At 36.0% G+C, this 17,232-nt stretch carries 12 protein-coding genes and 1 pseudogene; all 13 read right to left on the bottom strand.

Going from position 1 to position 17,232, the window contains the following annotated elements:
* Positions 1-134 precede the first annotated feature (134 nt).
* Positions 135-1,487 (bottom strand): TrkH family potassium uptake protein, encoded by a 1,353-nt coding sequence (locus ACQKMF_RS25070; RefSeq protein ID WP_427575463.1) that lies wholly within the window; start codon positions 1,485-1,487, stop codon positions 135-137.
* A gap of 839 nt (positions 1,488-2,326) precedes the next feature.
* Positions 2,327-2,626 carry a hypothetical protein gene (locus ACQKMF_RS25065; RefSeq protein ID WP_101225743.1) on the bottom strand — a complete coding sequence of 100 codons (300 nt, stop codon included), beginning with the start codon at positions 2,624-2,626 and terminating at the stop codon, positions 2,327-2,329.
* Between the two features lie 823 nt (positions 2,627-3,449).
* Complete coding sequence (locus ACQKMF_RS25060; protein WP_260356719.1) at positions 3,450-4,415, bottom strand: carbohydrate kinase family protein; 966 nt, start codon at positions 4,413-4,415, stop codon at positions 3,450-3,452.
* A gap of 91 nt (positions 4,416-4,506) precedes the next feature.
* Complete coding sequence (locus ACQKMF_RS25055; protein WP_427575497.1) at positions 4,507-5,520, bottom strand: glycoside hydrolase family 32 protein; 1,014 nt, start codon at positions 5,518-5,520, stop codon at positions 4,507-4,509.
* 999 nt (positions 5,521-6,519) lie between these two features.
* Positions 6,520-7,554: pseudogene (locus ACQKMF_RS25050) on the bottom strand (glycoside hydrolase family 32 protein); the annotation flags it as partial.
* 56 nt (positions 7,555-7,610) lie between these two features.
* Positions 7,611-8,513, bottom strand: a complete 903-nt coding sequence (locus ACQKMF_RS25045) for an ABC transporter permease (protein WP_225988884.1) — start codon at positions 8,511-8,513, stop codon at positions 7,611-7,613.
* Positions 8,514-8,593: 80 nt separating this feature from the next.
* The gene (locus tag ACQKMF_RS25040) at positions 8,594-10,159 is read right to left on the bottom strand and encodes a sugar ABC transporter ATP-binding protein (protein WP_427575460.1); all 1,566 of its coding nucleotides are present in this window, start codon (positions 10,157-10,159) and stop codon (positions 8,594-8,596) included.
* An 80-nt stretch (positions 10,160-10,239) separates the two neighbouring features.
* A complete protein-coding gene (locus tag ACQKMF_RS25035; RefSeq protein WP_402940589.1) occupies positions 10,240-11,220 on the bottom strand; it encodes a substrate-binding domain-containing protein in 981 nt (326 codons plus the stop codon).
* Positions 11,221-11,773: 553 nt separating this feature from the next.
* A complete protein-coding gene (locus ACQKMF_RS25030) occupies positions 11,774-12,526 on the bottom strand; it encodes a DeoR/GlpR family DNA-binding transcription regulator (protein ID WP_402940586.1) in 753 nt (250 codons plus the stop codon).
* Between the two features lie 552 nt (positions 12,527-13,078).
* A complete protein-coding gene (locus ACQKMF_RS25025) occupies positions 13,079-13,636 on the bottom strand; it encodes a cysteine hydrolase family protein (protein ID WP_427575457.1) in 558 nt (185 codons plus the stop codon).
* 345 nt (positions 13,637-13,981) lie between these two features.
* Positions 13,982-15,397 carry a DUF4179 domain-containing protein gene (locus tag ACQKMF_RS25020; protein WP_427575455.1) on the bottom strand — a complete coding sequence of 472 codons (1,416 nt, stop codon included), beginning with the start codon at positions 15,395-15,397 and terminating at the stop codon, positions 13,982-13,984.
* Complete coding sequence (locus tag ACQKMF_RS25015) at positions 15,390-15,932, bottom strand: sigma-70 family RNA polymerase sigma factor (RefSeq protein WP_402940579.1); 543 nt, start codon at positions 15,930-15,932, stop codon at positions 15,390-15,392. Before ACQKMF_RS25015 ends, ACQKMF_RS25020 begins: the two co-directional genes overlap by 8 nt.
* A gap of 370 nt (positions 15,933-16,302) precedes the next feature.
* Positions 16,303-17,196, bottom strand: coding sequence for a DMT family transporter (locus ACQKMF_RS25010; protein ID WP_427575453.1), 894 nt, complete (start codon positions 17,194-17,196; stop codon positions 16,303-16,305).
* Positions 17,197-17,232: the final 36 nt, after the last annotated feature.

Genomic DNA, 17,232 nt, shown 5'->3' with positions numbered 1-17,232 from the left:
AAAACTGAAGGATCCTTTTTACTGCTTGTTTAATATAAGTGGAGGAGATAGTTGAAGAAGAAAAGGATTTTCAATACAACTATTGCACTTTTGTATATCTTTATTAATTGATTACCTTTGCTGTAGTACATTTTTTATCCTATAATGATGCGCTCTTTGGGATAGTGATACGGATGTTTAACTGGTTTGCCTCCCATACTGAATAAGAAGGTAAACATCCCGATTTTCCCTATAAACATTAAAATCATGATTACGGCCTTCCCAGCAGTACTCAATTCCGGTGTAATGCCAAGCGAAAGGCCTACAGTGCCAAAAGCAGAGGAAACTTCAAATAAAATTTCCATTAGGGAAAAGGCAGATTCAATGCATGCAAGAATGACAACTGCCAAACTGCACAGTATCATACCTGTTGTGAAAACGATGAATGACTTGATGATATCTTCCTCATCGATCTCCCTTTTGAATATTTTTATTGTTCTGTTCCCTTTCGCATAGTTGTAAATGGTAAGCAGCATCACAGCAAACGTGGTGGTTCTTATCCCACCCCCAGCACTGCTGGGGGATGCCCCTATGAACATAAAAATACTCAGTAACAAAATGGTAGGCACTGAAAATTGGTTGACGTCGCTGATCGCCATTCCGCCAGTCCTTGAAGATATCGAATAAAACAAAGAATGGACAAAGGATTGATGCCAGGTTTCTGAATAGAAATGACTGTACTCAAACAGATAAGTGAAAATGGCTCCGATTACGATCAGTATGAAAAAAGTTACGGTTGTAATTTTTGTGAACAAGGTGAACCGGAATGGCATCTTACCCTTATGCCTCAGCCACTGACTTACCTCCATTAGAACAGGAAACCCAAGGGATCCGATAATAAAGAGTACTATATTAAGGGTCAAGACAAAATAATCGTCTGCAAACGGAATCAGTGATTTTCCTGTGATATCAAAACCGGCATTTGTCGTAGCAGACACAGAGGCGAAGAAACCCTGTAAATATGCCTCTTGCCATGTTGGGAAATACTTCAAAAAATATGTACCGAAGACAATAGCCCCTAATAGCTCAATCATGACAAAGAAAAAGAAGATCATTCGTATAAACCGAACAATCCCGGAAAAAGTGGAGCTGTTTTGTTCCGTCGTCATGAGTATTCTTGCCCTGAGTCCTATTTTCTTTCCTGATGCAAGCCATAGTATTGTTCCGAAAGCCATGATCCCAATTCCACCAAACTGGAGGATGATTGCAAAAATAAACGTACCGGGAACACTAAGCAGCTGGCTTACATCTACCGGAGATAATCCTGTTACAGTTACCGCACTAATAGAAATGAATACTCCATCAATAAATGAGAGCTCTGCATTCTGCGTTTGAGTAATAGGAAGCAGCAATAAAATGGTTGAAACCACTACAGCCACTAGGTAATAAAAAACAATTATTTGAGCAGCAGATAGTCGTTTTGTTAAGTTCTCTATTTTACTATTCATTTTTCTCCAATTTCTATATGTTTTTTGACTAACATAAACCTATTTGTACTAACGTACCATTACACAATTCAACTTATAATAATTTGTCCATTAAATTAAGAAAATAAACTGCCCCGTTGAAGAAGACCTCAAAGGAACGAATGCATATGTTATACAACTCTATTTTAGGTAGTAGCTAAAAAAGCCAAACCCATGTGTATCAAGGGTTTAGTTCTTAGTCATTTATTATCGTATATTCAGGATTTTATACAACCTTGATGTAGCAAGGGTTTGCTAGATGATCAATAAAACCACTAGATTAACCACTAGAGCTTTTTCTATTTCAATCATTGATTTATCTAATTATGAATGCTGTAGGTCCATAATAGTGTAATTTAACGAATGTAATTAAGCAGCATGCTAAAAACCCCTTAGGCCTCAAGGGGTTTAATGTCTTTCGTTTTTATTGTTTATGTATGTATTTATACATCGTTGGACATTAACATTTTGACTTCTGACCGCATAAAAAAACTAGTTTTAACAAATAAAAAAGGACATTGCCTAAGCCCTCTTCCTAGTATCGGCCCCGCCTACGCCAGATACTATGACAGCCACACATGCCATCCAACCCATTATCATTATAATAGAAAGCGCTTACATTTTCAAGGATTTAATAAAAAACAATGACTTTGATTTACTTTCAAAAGGCCGCCAATTGACAGCCTTTTATGGTTGATACATCACTTTTGACCTCGTGTTCCTCATATTCTTGTTGATTAATTGATTATACCTTCTTTAACTAACCTTCCCCGATATTTTAAGTACATTTTTCCACAATCTTATGGTTTGACCAGTAAATATTAAAAAAACACTCTAAAAATATAATTTTTTTTAACACATAATTGAGGATTCGTGATTAATTTAGCTTTCGCCATTCCTCGCTTAAATCTTACATTGTTTAACCATTCAACAATTGCTTTTGCATCATAATTAGGGTGAATTCTTTCCCCATTTTCTAAAGCCCAATGTTCTGTATTCTTTTCCTCGTCAAAAATCCAATTTAGAAAGTCCTCCTGAATACTATTCATCTTCCTACCTACTTTTGTTGAACAAGAAAGGTATTGAATAAAATCGTCACCAAAGTCAATTTTTATTATCATAAGAGTTTAACTCCTTAAAATCGTTTTGAAAATTAAGGCTATTATAGCATTCCTTATTAAACCGTTAGTTCCATAAGAAACAGCTGCCTTAAAGACAGCTCCGATCTTGAATTAACGCACCAAGTTTAAGACTTTTTAAAACTAATCACCTATGGCAAATATATGTTTTTTTCGCTCTAACGCTTCTATGCAAAAAAATTTTAATTCATTAATCTCGTCTCTATACAATATTGTTTCACCATAAATATTAAGATTTAGAAGTAAACATAACTCGTTTTATTAGAGTCCTTTTCCTTGCTTAAAAGATATGAATGTATTCCCTCTTCAAATTCTACATATGTTTCTTCCTTATACGTTTCTTTATAAGTGTTAGCTAAAATGAAATTGATTCCACACATTTACTTCACCCTTCCCTGCCTATTTCTAACTATTTTAGCAGCTTGTACTCAAGTCCCTTATTGAACAAACCTGCCCCCGATAGTTCCATAAGGAAAAGCTGCCTTAAAGACAGCTCCGATCTTCAGCTAACGCACCCGTTAGTTTATGTACAATATTTCACAAAGTTCACATTAAGTGGGCTCATTTTTCTTAAATCACTAAATAGTGCCTTCAATCCAAATGGGCGAGGCACTATTAGTAATTACCTAATTACTGTTCTAAGTAACGATTAAGGCATGATTTTGTTATTCATCTGTTTTTTTACTAGTTAATCAAAATAAAATCTAATTCACTTCAGTTCATGGTTCTTCTTATTTATATATATATAATATTTATCCGCTAAGGGACCAATATAAACTAAAAATTCGAAACAATACGATGTAGACTAAACCTTATATATATCCTCTTCGTTTGGTAGAGAAGAAATCGCTCCTACCTTCGTACATACGACGGCACCCACTTTATTTGCAAAAAGAATGATCTCTTTAAGTTTACTAAAATCACTAAGAATTGTGTCATAGGACTCAAGATTTGCAAATTGAAATAAAGCAGCACCGACAAATGCATCACCAGCACCAGTTGAGTCAATTGAATTTACTTCGACGCTGTTTATTACACTCATTCCACTTCCATTTGAAAGAAGAGTGCCTTCCCATCCAAGGGTAACAGCCACTATTTTTGCCCCTAAATGATGGAGCATTGCTATTCCATCATATTTATCCATTTTTCCCGTGATTAGTTCAAGCTCTACTTCGCTTACTTTTACAAAGTCAGCCATTGATATACCCTTTCTAGCTAAACTAATAAATTCAGCCACTCTATTTTTCCATAAATCATGTCGGAAGTTAGGGTCAAACGATAGAAATATCCCCCTATTTTGTGCAAATTCCATTGCCTTTAAATAAGTTGTTTTAAAAGGGTTTTCCAGAAATGCAGTTGCAGATCCAAAGTGAATGATCTTTGCACCACTTAATCTATCTGGGTATAAGTTATCCTCTGTTAAATTTCGATCCGCTCCTCTATTGAATACAAAATCCCTTTCACCATTTGCTTGTAAAGAAACAAATGCTAAAGTAGTTGGTGCCAAATCATCAGTAACAATCATCGATGTATCAACCCCCACCTCTTTTATCGTTTCTATTAAAAATAATCCAAATGGGTCATTTCCTACTTTTCCAATAAGACTTGCTTCCCCACCTAGCCTTGAAATAGCAGCTGCGACATTCGCTGGTGCACCCCCTGCTTTCTTTAGAAAATGATTACCTTCCATTAAATTAACATCAATATCTGTACAATAAAAATCGATCAAAAGCTCCCCAACGCATATGACTGCGCGGTTTGTTTTATTCATTTACATTACATCTCCATTCTTGTGATTTAGGTAAAATGAAAGGCTATCGATCATTTTCGACAGCCTTCATAAACTCTTACTATCAACCCATCTATCTTTTCCATATACTCTTTAAAGGGTATATTTTCAAAGACTTTAATGTAACTTCTCCACCCTTGCTATAAATTTGTAATCCTTTACTTGATGGATCCGGGAAAATTTGATCAGAAATAACCGTTTCACCTTTGTTTCCAAACACTTCTACAGCAGATCGGTCAATGAAAATATGCATTTTCACAGTCCCATTTAATGCATTTAACGGTCCGTCATGCTTACCGACCACATTGTTCCCATAATCAAAGCTTCCTGAATTTGAACGGTCTACGAATAATTGTTTGGTGGCAACATCATAGCCAATAGTCGTATATTCAGTTGCTCCTTTACGAACTTGAAAGCCGAATTCAGTTGCTTTTATATCATCTACATCAAACTCAGCTATCATTTCAAATGTATCTTCTGATAGTTTAGATAGGAGATTACTTTCACCAGATATGACTTTATTTTTATATGAAATTTTTTCACCCTTATCTCGAATGGTTTTTAAAGAAACTGGTGTTTGTTTTAAACGTAAACCTTCATCTGTCTGAGTTAGCTCCATCTTTCTTGGCAATGTCGTTGAACTTCTCCAAGTCGAAGTTGGTGTATGATTTGCATACAGCCAATTACTCATCCAGCCAATCCAATATTTTTCGCCATTCTTACCATCAATTCCGCTCCAATCTACTGCGGCATAATAATCTGCCCCGTAGTCAGTCCATAACACTTGATCGGAAGAATTTTCATTTTTAAACGCTTTCCCGTCAAAGGTACCTACAAAATATTGCATACCTGACCCGCCTGCAGGAGCGCCATCATTAATGCTTACCTGTAGTACCCATTTTGTTTTTGAAGGGTCACCATCAATTGGTAATTCGATAAGTGTAGGACATTCCCAAATCCCTCCGTTACTACCATGAGTAGAAGGTATCCACTCTCCAGAAACAGCAGACCAGTCTGTAAGGATACCGCTTTCTTTCGAATCGTCTTTCTCAGGCTCTTTGGCAACTTGGTCTACTTCATTTGGCATGGCCCCTTCATTATAAACATTAACATCATCCATGTTTATATGACCCCAACCACCTGTAGCTTGGTCTACAGCTTTAATATATAACACTTCTCCAATGTATTTAGAAGCATCCCAGACGTATTTTTGATATTTTTCTTCTTTAAATTTGGTATTGGCTTGTCGAATTAATTCTTGATCATCAGAGGCTCTCACTAACGAAACATAGCGGTTGTTGATATCATTACCTCCGCCCAACAGAAAGTTGATTTCTCCAGAGCCATCTAGTTTAAAATATGAGGAGTGCAGTTCACCTGTTGCGTCATCTCCCTTTTGAAGATCAGTAAACCCCCATAGGTGGTAGTTTCCTTGGTGGCCGAAATCCCCTCCCCAGTATGATGGTACATTTGTCACATGGTCTTTTGTGAAAGCATTACCTTCGATTGTACTCCACCCAGTTAGATCACCTGTCTCAAAATCATGATTAATAATTTCCTTCTCATTTGTCATGATGTTCTTACCAACTTGAACATCTTGGAATAACGTGGATGAATTCCAAACATTTAAGCCAAAATGCCCTGATGAAAAAGTTGAATCATTTACATCATGAATGAGATTTCCATCTAAAGAAATTTTAATATTTTTTCCATGGGTGCTTGCTTTTAAATGGTACCTTTTATCTGTATCTAGATTTATTGTTTTTTCAGCTAGAATGGATATGTCTCCATTTTCGATTTTCATGATTTTTATTGTATCGTTTAAAGCATCGACATTCGCCATATAACCGTTTGTTGCATTAGGATCTGCACGAAAAACGAGCGAGCCAGCTCCATTGCCACCTTTTTCCCCAGATATCTCAATGTTTGCTTCATAAAAGAAGTTATCCCCTGTTTGACCACTCATTACAAAAGCATCCTCCGTAGAGGTTCCACTTTTTCCATCCATCGTGTTCTCCCAGCTTCCGTTTACATCTGTCCATTTCGATAAATTGGTTTCAAAGTTAGATGTATTCTTGAACTCCACATTTCGAAAGGCAGCCGTTGAATTCCACGCTGACAATCCGTAGTATCCATAATCGAATTCTTTATCTGTTTTGTTTATAACAGATTGATCGTTTACAGAGACTTGAATTTGATCCCCATCTGTTTCCACCTTCACCTGGTAGGTAGTTGAAGTTTTGAGGGTAAAAGGTTTTCTCGCAATTTCCTCGTTTGTTCCATCTACATTCTTACTTAATGTTATGACATCGTTTTTGGCATCTAAGCTCGCAAAATAGCCGTTCTTTGCACGCCTATCTGACCGAAAAACTAAACCGCCTGTCCCTTCTCTCCCATTCTTTTCATTAAGTGTAATATCTCCCTCATAGCTAAATGATTCACCTGTCTGGGATGACATGCTATAAGAAGTTCTGTCTAAGCTATTTGCTTGTATTCCACCATCTTCGCCGAATTCACTTGCATACTCCCACTCTTTTAAATTAGGTGAGGTATAAAACATGATCTTATCCTTAGCCGCTAACGACATAACCCATTGGTTTGATTCTTCATGCCAAAATACTTTAGGATCGCGCCAATCTTGTGAAGGAGGGTCTGGCATTACGGGATTCCCTTTATACTTTCCCCAAGTTCTTCCTTTATCTAGGCTATACGCTATACTTTGGACTTGCTTATCTCCTGCATGCGTAAAGATGGCAACCATTGCTTCTTTTCCAAAGCCAGCTGTATTGTTCCAATCAACAACAGCACTCCCCGAGAAAATCTGACCGTTTTCATCCGGCGATAAAGCAATCGGCAAATGCTCCCAATTAACAAGATCTTTACTGACAGCATGCCCCCAATGCATCGGTCCCCATGTCGTTCCATACGGATGATATTGATAAAACAAATGATATTCACCTTTATAAAAAACCATACCATTCGGATCATTCATCCAGTTAGCTTCAGGAGAAAAATGAAATTGATTACGGTATGGTTCATTATAATACCCAGGGTCTTCTGCATATGCACGATTAAATGGTAAACAAGTGACAGTTGAACATATTAGTAGAATACTAATGATCCTCTTCACTTTTATTTCACATCCCTTTTTTTAAAATCTAAAATGATATGTGATCGTTATGCTGGACTATTTCCGCGCAATCGATCTAATAGAACGGCTGCTACAATGACTCCACCTTTTACAACTAACTGCCAATAATAGTTGACATCCATTAGAGTTAACCCATTACTGATTACCCCCATAATTAAAACCCCAATAATTGTTCCTATTATTTTCCCTTTTCCACCTGTTAAACTTGTTCCTCCTAGAATAACAGCAGCAATTGCGTCTAACTCATACATTTGACCAGCAGTTGGCTGTCCAGAAAACAACCTTCCCGCTAAAACGACTCCTCCTAAACCAGCTAGTAAACCACTAATCGAATACACATTGATTAAAGACTTTTCAACCTTAATTCCAGTTAACCGAGCTGCCTCTTCATTGCCACCAATCGCATAAATATGACGGCCGAACATCGTATATTTAAGAACAAAAAACATCACGACATATACTAAAGACATGATATAAATAGGAGTGGGGATTCCGAAAATACTTCCACCACCGATGAATTTAAATGTTTCGTTTTGTAAAACAATTGGATAACCGCCACTAATGACATAAGCGAGTCCACGAACATATGTGAAGCTGCCTAGTGTAACAATAAATGCTGGTAACTTTGCTTTGGCTGTAAGAAACCCATTAATCAGTCCTACTGCATACCCTACTAGTACGCCTGATAACATCGCAATTATAGGATTAACTCCTGCAGAAGAGACCATGACTGAGATAACGCCAGATAGAGCAACTGTTGCACCAACTGATAAATCAATACCACCAGTTAAAATAACGATTGTCATCCCAGCAGCTAAAATAGCAATAATGGAAACTTGTTTTAATACATTCAATAAATTGGCTGTATCTAAAAAATTTGGTGCTGTAAATGAAAGTACTACACACAATAATAATAAAATCATGATCATGCCAAGCCTATTCCATAAAGAATAAAGGACATTTCCTATATTTAGGCGTTGTGAATGTGTAATAGTTTGCGTATTCCCTCTCATTTCTCTCTTCCCCCTATGGTAGCTAAACGCATAATAGTTTCCTGTGTAGCTTCTTCCTTCGAAAGCTCGCCTCTTAACCTTCCTTCACTCATGACAAGTATTCGATCACTTACCCCCAATACTTCAGGAAGTTCAGATGATATCATTAAAACGGCCAATCCTTCATCTGCAAGCTTTGAAACAATCTTGTGGATTTCAGTCTTGGCACCTATATCAACCCCTCGTGTTGGCTCATCAAGTAGTAATACCTTTGGTGCAATTGATAGCCACCTAGCGATCACTACCTTTTGTTGATTCCCACCACTTAAGTTTGATACTTGCTGTTCTGGGGAAGCTATTTTTATATTTAAGTCTTCAATATATTGGTTAGCGCTTTCATTTGCTTGCTTCCAACTAACAATTCCTGCTTTAGCGTGTTTTTTCAATTCAGCCATTATGATGTTTTCTTTTACGGACATTGATAAAAATAACCCTTGTTCTTTCCTGCTTTCAGGTACATGTGCAATCCTATTAGCAATAGCATCTATTGAGGATTTGATTCTAACAGATTGACCATCAACCAATATTTCGCCACTTTTCAACTCGGACAAACCGAAAATGGCCCTAACCAATTCTGTTCTGCCAGCACCAACAAGCCCCGCTAAACCAACAATTTCACCTGGGTAAATTTTTAAAGATACATTCTTTACAATTGTGTTATCAGAAACATTTTTCAATTCAAGTACAGGTGAAACTTCCTTTGGATTTTTTGTGCCAAAGGCTTTTGACCGATTAAACAAGTCCTTTAAATCCCGTCCTACCATCAGCTTTACGAGATGATCAGGATTTGTCTCTTCAATCGGCCCACTTGCAATCCATTCGCCGTCACGTAATACAGTGAACCTATTAGAAATTTTAAAGATTTCTTCCATTCTGTGAGAGATATATACAATGGCAACTCCCTGCTTTTTCAAATCATCAATAATTTCAAACAGCTTTTTTATTTCTTTATCTGTTAAAGAGGCGGTTGGTTCATCCATTATGAGTACCTCTGCATTAAAGGATAATGCTCGGGCGATCTCGACCATTTGTTGTTGAGCAACACTTAAGGTCGAAACCAATTGGCGTGGATTTAGATTCGACCCCATTGAATCTAACACCTCTTGGGCACGTTCATGGACCTTATCCCATTTCACCATTCCTAAACCATTTCTAGGAAAGGTGGAACCCATTAAGATATTTTCACTTATTGTTAAATTAGGAGAAAGGTTTAACTCCTGATGAATAACACTAATTCCTTTGTTCCTTGCATCAGTAGGGTCCTTCCATAAAATTGGTTGACCTTTCAAGTAGATTTTCCCACCATTGTCATCAGGTGTATGAATGCCTGCGAGGATTTTCATGAAAGTTGACTTTCCAGCGCCATTCTCTCCCATTAATGCATGTACTTCACCTGGATAAAGTTCAATTCTCACATTGTTCAATACGGTTACACTCGAGAACGTCTTACCAATCCCTTCCATATTCAACACTGGCTTTTTTAGACTTTGTTGGCCTTTAAGGGACATTTCATTCACTGCCATACCTTTATCTCACCCCTTATATTGATTTGAATCGGCTGATTAAAGGAGGAATCCTTATCAGCCTATTTATTGAAAGATTCTTACCAACCTTGGTAAGAATCTAATGTATCTTGAGTTACAATCTCAACTGGAACTTTAATAAGCTCCTCAACTTTTTCATCATTTTTCACTTTCATTCCGATTTCAACAGCTTTTTTGATCATGTTACTAGGTGACTGAGCTGAAGTAGCAGCAATTGTACTTCCTTCCTTTGCCATTGCTTCTGTGGCTTCAGGAGCACCGTCCACTCCGACAATGAAAAATTCATCTTTACGATTCGCTTGCTCTTGAGCAATTTCAACACCAATTGCTTCTGGATCATTAATCGCAAATACAGCGTCAATAGAGCCTGATGAATTAGCTTGTAAAACACTTTCCATCACCGTTAATGCCTTTTCGCGATTCCCTTCTCCATTTTGCTTCGCGATAACTTTAATTTCGGAATCCTTTATTGCATCTTCAAATCCTTGAATACGATCAGATACAGCCGAAACAGGAGGTCCATCAATAATAACTATTTTTCCTTTTCCATCTAATTTTTCAATCACATATTCTCCGGCCAGTTTACCAGCTTGATAGTTGTCTGAAGTAACAGTGGCATCGACACCACCTTCAGCATTGGTATCTACAGCAACTACTGGAATATCAGCCGCTTTGGCCTGTTGAACAGCTGCCGCAATTCCTTTTGTATCAACAGCATTTAAAAGAATGATATCTACCTTTTTCGTAATAAAGTTTTCAATTTGAGCTGCTTGTTTGGCTAAATCATATTCAGCGCTTTCAACTAGAACTTCAGCACCTAATTCTTTTCCTGCTTCTTCAGCACCTTTAGCCATGGAGACGAAGAAAGGGTTTGCTAAACTACCCACCGCTACACCGATCGTTAATTGTTTGTTACCTTTTTGTCCTTCGTTACCGTCTGTTGATCCATTTGATGATTCACTAGCCCCACTACATGCCGTCATCGCGGCAATTACAAACGCCAAAACTAGCATTCCTATTACTTTTAAATATTTCACCATATTAGTCCCCCCTAGTTTTTGAAGATGAAAATAATTAGCTGCAGAACGAGAAATTGTTAACGCTCTCAATCTCTTAAACTAGATCACCTCCTTAAATGAATATTTTTGGTTGAAACAATGGAAATATGGTTGATTTTGATAGTTTTTAAAATGACATCTTAATCAATTGGTAACGCTTTCATCTTTTGTATAACAATATAATCACCCTTTACACATTAGAATTATAATTGAGTGAATTTGATTGGTTTTGATTGATTTTGATTATATTAAAGCTGTTTGTAATTGTCAATGGTTCCAATTATTACAAAAAATATATTGATAAAACAAAATATTAAACGTTTCAATGGAATGTTTAATAGATGGAGCAGATTTTCCCTCATTGTTAATTGGCCACATTACAATAAATCAAGCATTCTTTATTATATTGATACAACAAGGGGAAAATTTTTTATAAAATAATTTCGGAATCTTCAAAAAAAAAAGCTAGTATTCTAAATGTCTGAATCAGACAGTTCGAATACCAGCTTTCCTTCAACGATAGCAAATTTAGTTTTTAGTCCTTCACAATAATTATCTCCGTTTTCTCCTTATATTTTCCTAACGTTATTGTACCTTCTTCATTCGTAATAACTTTTGTCTGGTTTAAATCTGCAAACTTAGAAAATGATACTTCTCCAAATTTTGTATGATCTGCTAATACAAAGGCCTCACGTGACAAAAAAATGGCTCTTTCTTTAATTTGCGCCTCTTCTGGATCTGGGGTAGTCAATCCAAAATTATAATGAATAGCGTTCGCACCCATGAAACACTTATCAAATCTGTATTTTTTTATACTTTCGTATGCATAACGCCCAACTGTTGCTTTGGTAATCTTTTTAACAAATCCACCAATAAAATATGTACAGATATCATTTTCAAGTAATGCATCTAAATGATCAATTCCGTTTGTAATGACAACGATATCTTTTTGTCTTAAATGTTTGATCATCTGATACGTTGTTGTTCCAGCATCAAGATAAACACAGTCGCCGTCCAAAATTAGTTCTGCCGCATATTTTGCTATCTTAGCTTTTTCCTCAAGGTTCTGCGTTATTTTCTCAAACACACTCGGTTCGTCTCGTTTACTATGTAAAAGTGAAGCTCCACCATGTACACGTTTTAAGTAGTTCTGCTTTTCTAATTGATCTAGATCACGACGCAAAGTAGATTCTGAAGTATTTGTTAATTCTACTAGCTCATGAATCTTAACATTCTCCTTTTCTTTTAATAGCTTTAAAATTAATTGATGCCGTTCCGTAATAAGCATGATATCTCCTCCTCGTATTACACTTCTATTTAAAGATTCTTCGTGTATTTAATTTTAGTATATAGAATTTTGCAGTGACATGTGAGAACTATTAGGGTACCCCCATAAGAAAAGGAGCTGTTGATCAGCTCCTGGTAATTTTAAGTAAGCACCTGTTTGTTGAATAAACAATTTAAAATCCATTACCCTGGAATATTATTCTCATTAATTCAACAACCATAAAGTAAACTAAACCAACAAATCTACTAAGACCTAAGCTAATTTTCTCCAAAGTCCTTTCTCACTGAGAAAAGAGAAAGAGAAAGATATAATGATTCCACATATCATCAATACACGAAAAGTTGTTACTCTAGGGTCAACCACTTGTGTTATATTTCCAGAAAAGAAACAAATAACCAAGATGATTAAAGCCTCTAATTAATTTTACCAAATCTCGTTATATATGTATTTTTTTATTATCGGATTACCTCCCCCTTTAGTTGCATAAAGAAAAAGCTGCCTTAAAGACAGCTCCGATCTTCGGCTAACGCATTCGTTAATTGAAGATGATTATTATCGGTAATTATTGTGAATAGGTTTAAACAATTCTTCATTAGAATTTCTAACAAGTGAAAAATTGTCTACATTATAGTGACCGTGAAGGGTTTCATTGTGATGAAGGATTATTTGTTTTGCAGATAAGTTTTTGGAGTCAGAAGTGGAATGTCCATCACCAACTAATGTTACATCAAAATGATTGATTGTTGCTGTTCTAACAGTTGAATCAATACAATGTTCCGTCTTACATCCCATTATTACAATATGGTCTACATTGTTTTTACTTAAATGTTCGTGTAATGGAGTTCCATAAAATGAATTTGTGGCAGCTTTATCAAATATGATAGCAGTTGATGGTATTTTAATATCCCTGTGTATCTGGAATCCAGGTCCTTCTCCATTTGAAACATCTAAATCTCTTATAAAAACAACGGGGATACTTTCATTTATCGCTTTTTCAATTACAGTATTAATGTTATTAACGATTTTTTCTTTCTCAAAGACTCCTTGTTCTTCTTTATTACCTTCTATTAATTCCTGTTGAGCATCGATTATCAGTAATGTTTGTTTCAATATTTTCCCCCCTAAAGTTTTTAGCAGTTAGTTTTTTCCTGTTTATTATTAAATGGTATTTTAAGCGCTTCTTACTAAGCTCTTTATATTTTCGTCAAAAGATTTACTAATACCTTCTTGAACCAACCTGCCCCGTTAGTGCCATAAGAAAAAGGCTGCCGAAACAACCCCTGTTAATGAACTAAAGCACCCTATAGTTTAAGTACAATATTTCACAGACTTCTAACTAATAAAAAAAGACGGTGACTTATATAAGTCATCGCCCCGATATTACTAATTATTCAATGCACTAGTAGCATTCCACTCGTCAACTATATGGTCCCTAAAATGAGCTGCTTTAATTGTTTATTCATTCCCCACTGAAAGTACAACAGTAAATGGTTTTAATTCCTTAGCTGGGACCAAGCTTGAAAAGTCAAATAGCAACATTGTATTTTCCAGCTTAAAATTCTCAATCCTTTCTTCTCCGTTTAAGTCAAAGGTAGATTGGAAGTGTGCTGTTTCCTTATCAATCATTTTTACTTTATTAAAGGGAATACCGTGGTTTTTAGGAGGCCATGGATTTTCCGGGTCGATCTTAGTTAAATATTCCTTATCAACCAACCAGAAAAGGTATTTCAAATTATGGTTAATTATTTCAAGTTTACCTTTACTCAAATTCTTCGGAAGCCCTGTAAGTTGATAATCTATTACCAATTTCTCATCTTTTTGAGTAACATCATTTACCTGCAGGCCTAAATTGAACCGTGTGCTTTTTAAGGTGAAAGATTTAATATTCAAAAGCTGTTTTACTTTTGGATCTGCGATATTTATCTGCGGATTAAAAGTAAGGGAAGTAATAGTAGAATTCAGCTTGGTCATCTCTGTCCGAACGGTACTATGATATCCATCTTTTTGTTCAGAATCCTCGAGAACTGTTTGGTTTCCAAACCTATACACATTTCCTTTATCATCAACAGCTTTTAATATAATAATGTCATCACCCTTGTATTTCTCCACGGTCTCATAAACAAGCGAAGATGACGCTTTTGCGGTAAGAATCTCTTTAATACGAATTTTGACCTCATCGTCCGGGTATCCTTGCTCTTGATTAATAGCTAATGTACGATTTTTTTCTTGTTGAATTGGAATATCAAAATTCCATTCACCTTTTATCCCGTTGATATTATGAATCGTTATGGGAAGAGTAGAATTCTCCTTAAATGATTTATAAGGATATACCATTTTCCATTGAAAGTTATATCCATTTTCCACTTTCTTAATGTCATTTGACTTTCCATTTAACCAAGGGTCATGATCCCCTTTATTGTGTTCAAAGTTTACATCAAAGCTTACTTCTCCTTTTTCGTTATGCCCCTTTTCAACATCTTCATCTACAAATCCTGTAATTGATACTACATTGCCATCAAAGTAAGCGCTGGTCAGTCTTACAGTTACCCCATTTTTTGTAATTGATTGGTTTAATTCTGTAACTGCATCCTGGTTAGCTAATTCCACGCCTGTTGAATCATTAAATTCTTGAAAAATCCCGCCTATTAAAGGGGTATTAGCTAATACTCTATTCATTGTAGGATTAACAAATCCTGAGGCTACGGTGATTCCAAGAAGAGCAGCAGCAGTCGCCACACCTGCAAGAACCTTTTTTTTCTTTGCCTTTCCACTATTACCTTCCTTGTTTATCCCTTTGGAAATGGCACTAAATACTTTTTCTTTCGGTACAGCTATTTGTTCTATTGCTTCTTTGAGTTCCTTCTTATCCATGGCATTTGTCCTCCTCCTCATTTTTATAGGACTTTTTTAACTCCGCTTTCCCTCTGCTTAAATAAGTTTTTACGGTATTCTCTGGAATTTCCATGACACTGCTAATCGTTTTTATCGAGTAGTCGTAATAGTAAAATAGAATAATAACAGTACGGTAATTCTCTTTCAGCTGCTGAATTGCATCAATCAGCTGTAATGATTCTTCAATGTTTGGATTTACTTGACCCGGCAGGTTTGACAATATCTCATCACTCAAAGGAACGACATTGCTTTTTCTCTTTAGGACATGTCCCGAACACCGTATGACAATCCTGGTGAGCCAGGTCATAAAGTACTCCGGATTTTTTAACGAATGGATAGATGTAAAGGCCTGATAGGTTGCTTCTTGGACAACATCCAACGCATCTTCTTCGTTATGTACATAAAGATAGGCAGTACGGTAGATTCTTTCATAATGTTGTTGAACTAACTTTTCAAAGGCGCTTTTATTACCTTTGATTGCTTTTTTAACTAGCCGGTGGCTTTCTATTTCCATCTTATTTGACCCCCTTTACTAATTAGTGGAATCTATAAACAAGAAAAGTTTCAAAAAGTTTAAGTATTTTCCAAGAAAAGCATATCATGCAATTAAAATCCTAAGTTCAAAATAAACAAACGGAAACCATTTTTGGTTTCCGCTTTCTATTTTTCTTGAAAGCTGTACCATTCTTTTAGTGTGTGCTGCGACATCTTATTGAACTATCCTGCCCCGTTTGCTCATTAAGACGTATTGTAGAGTGACACAAACTCTGCGTAAGTTAAATAAAGAAGTAGTTTGGTGGAAGTAAGGTGATTAATAAAGCTTAGTCTTTTTACTTGAACATAATAAAAGGCAGTGCGGGATTTCCCCTCACTGCCCCATTTCTTTATTTTGTTAAAATCTTCGTATGTCGTTCTCGAAAATTAATTGAATTATTTTCACTAATAAAAGTTGAACCTAAAAGGAGTGTGCCACCTATAATTTGAACAATTGTCATTTTTTCTTGTAAGATTACAGCAGAAATCAGTATAGCTACAAAAGGATCTACATAGCTTAGCATAGCAATGCTTTGTCCCTTTAACTTTAGCATACCAGAAAAAAATAACCAAAAGCCAATACCAGTGTTAACAACGCCTAATAGTATTATAAAAGGAATGGAAGATCTTGAGACTTCCAAGATACCAAATCCCTCAGTGAATAATACATAGGGAAAGAGAAGTAAAGCAGTTGTTCCAAGTTGAATGATTGTAATCTCTAACATGCCCATGTTTTGAATGAATTTATTTAATAACATTAAGGCTGCGTAAAATGCAGCCGCAACTAATCCGAAAAGGATTCCAAGTAGATCATCTTTACCAGAGGCGCTAATGCCGTTTCCAATAATCAATAACATACCTAATATCGCTACACCAATACAAACAATTTTTTTAATTGGTAAAAGCTCCTTAAGTACAAATGGCGAGAGAACCATGACAAACACTGGCGCAAAATAATACCCCAGTGTTGCATTAGCAAGTGTTGTATGATCGTAGGATTGATAAAGAAAAATCCAATTCCCTCCTAATGCAATCGCAGAAAGAAAAAGGGCAGAAGCATTAACTTTCACTAAATTCCATGGAATGGATTTCTTCATAATGAAAAATACAAACATTAAAAATAGACACCCAATTGAACTGCTTAGAAAAGCTGTTTCACTCGAAGATAAATCAATGTATTTCACAACTAAACCCATTGTACCGAAAATAATCATTGATAATATAAACTGAATTTTAGATTTCATCGTCTACTCCTTCGAATCTGCGAAACAGCTTATATA

Source organism: Peribacillus sp. NPDC101480, assembly GCF_050277335.1.
GTDB lineage: Bacteria > Bacillota > Bacilli > Bacillales > DSM-1321 > Peribacillus.
This window is presented reverse-complemented; position numbering and strand designations above follow the sequence as displayed.

What these genes read in the sequence shown, in the direction of transcription:
- ACQKMF_RS25070 (WP_427575463.1), bottom strand. Translation starts at nt 1,487, where the DNA reads ATGAATAGTAAAATAGAGAACTTAACAAAACGACTATCTGCTGCTCAA.
- ACQKMF_RS25065 (WP_101225743.1), bottom strand. Translation starts at nt 2,626, where the DNA reads ATGATAATAAAAATTGACTTTGGTGACGATTTTATTCAATACCTTTCT.
- ACQKMF_RS25060 (WP_260356719.1), bottom strand. Translation starts at nt 4,415, where the DNA reads ATGAATAAAACAAACCGCGCAGTCATATGCGTTGGGGAGCTTTTGATC.
- ACQKMF_RS25055 (WP_427575497.1), bottom strand. Translation starts at nt 5,520, where the DNA reads ATGCCAAATGAAGTAGACCAAGTTGCCAAAGAGCCTGAGAAAGACGAT.
- ACQKMF_RS25045 (WP_225988884.1), bottom strand. Translation starts at nt 8,513, where the DNA reads ATGATCATGATTTTATTATTATTGTGTGTAGTACTTTCATTTACAGCA.
- ACQKMF_RS25040 (WP_427575460.1), bottom strand. Translation starts at nt 10,159, where the DNA reads ATGGCAGTGAATGAAATGTCCCTTAAAGGCCAACAAAGTCTAAAAAAG.
- ACQKMF_RS25035 (WP_402940589.1), bottom strand. Translation starts at nt 11,220, where the DNA reads ATGGTGAAATATTTAAAAGTAATAGGAATGCTAGTTTTGGCGTTTGTA.
- ACQKMF_RS25030 (WP_402940586.1), bottom strand. Translation starts at nt 12,526, where the DNA reads ATGCTTATTACGGAACGGCATCAATTAATTTTAAAGCTATTAAAAGAA.
- ACQKMF_RS25020 (WP_427575455.1), bottom strand. Translation starts at nt 15,397, where the DNA reads ATGGATAAGAAGGAACTCAAAGAAGCAATAGAACAAATAGCTGTACCG.
- ACQKMF_RS25015 (WP_402940579.1), bottom strand. Translation starts at nt 15,932, where the DNA reads ATGGAAATAGAAAGCCACCGGCTAGTTAAAAAAGCAATCAAAGGTAAT.
- ACQKMF_RS25010 (WP_427575453.1), bottom strand. Translation starts at nt 17,196, where the DNA reads ATGAAATCTAAAATTCAGTTTATATTATCAATGATTATTTTCGGTACA.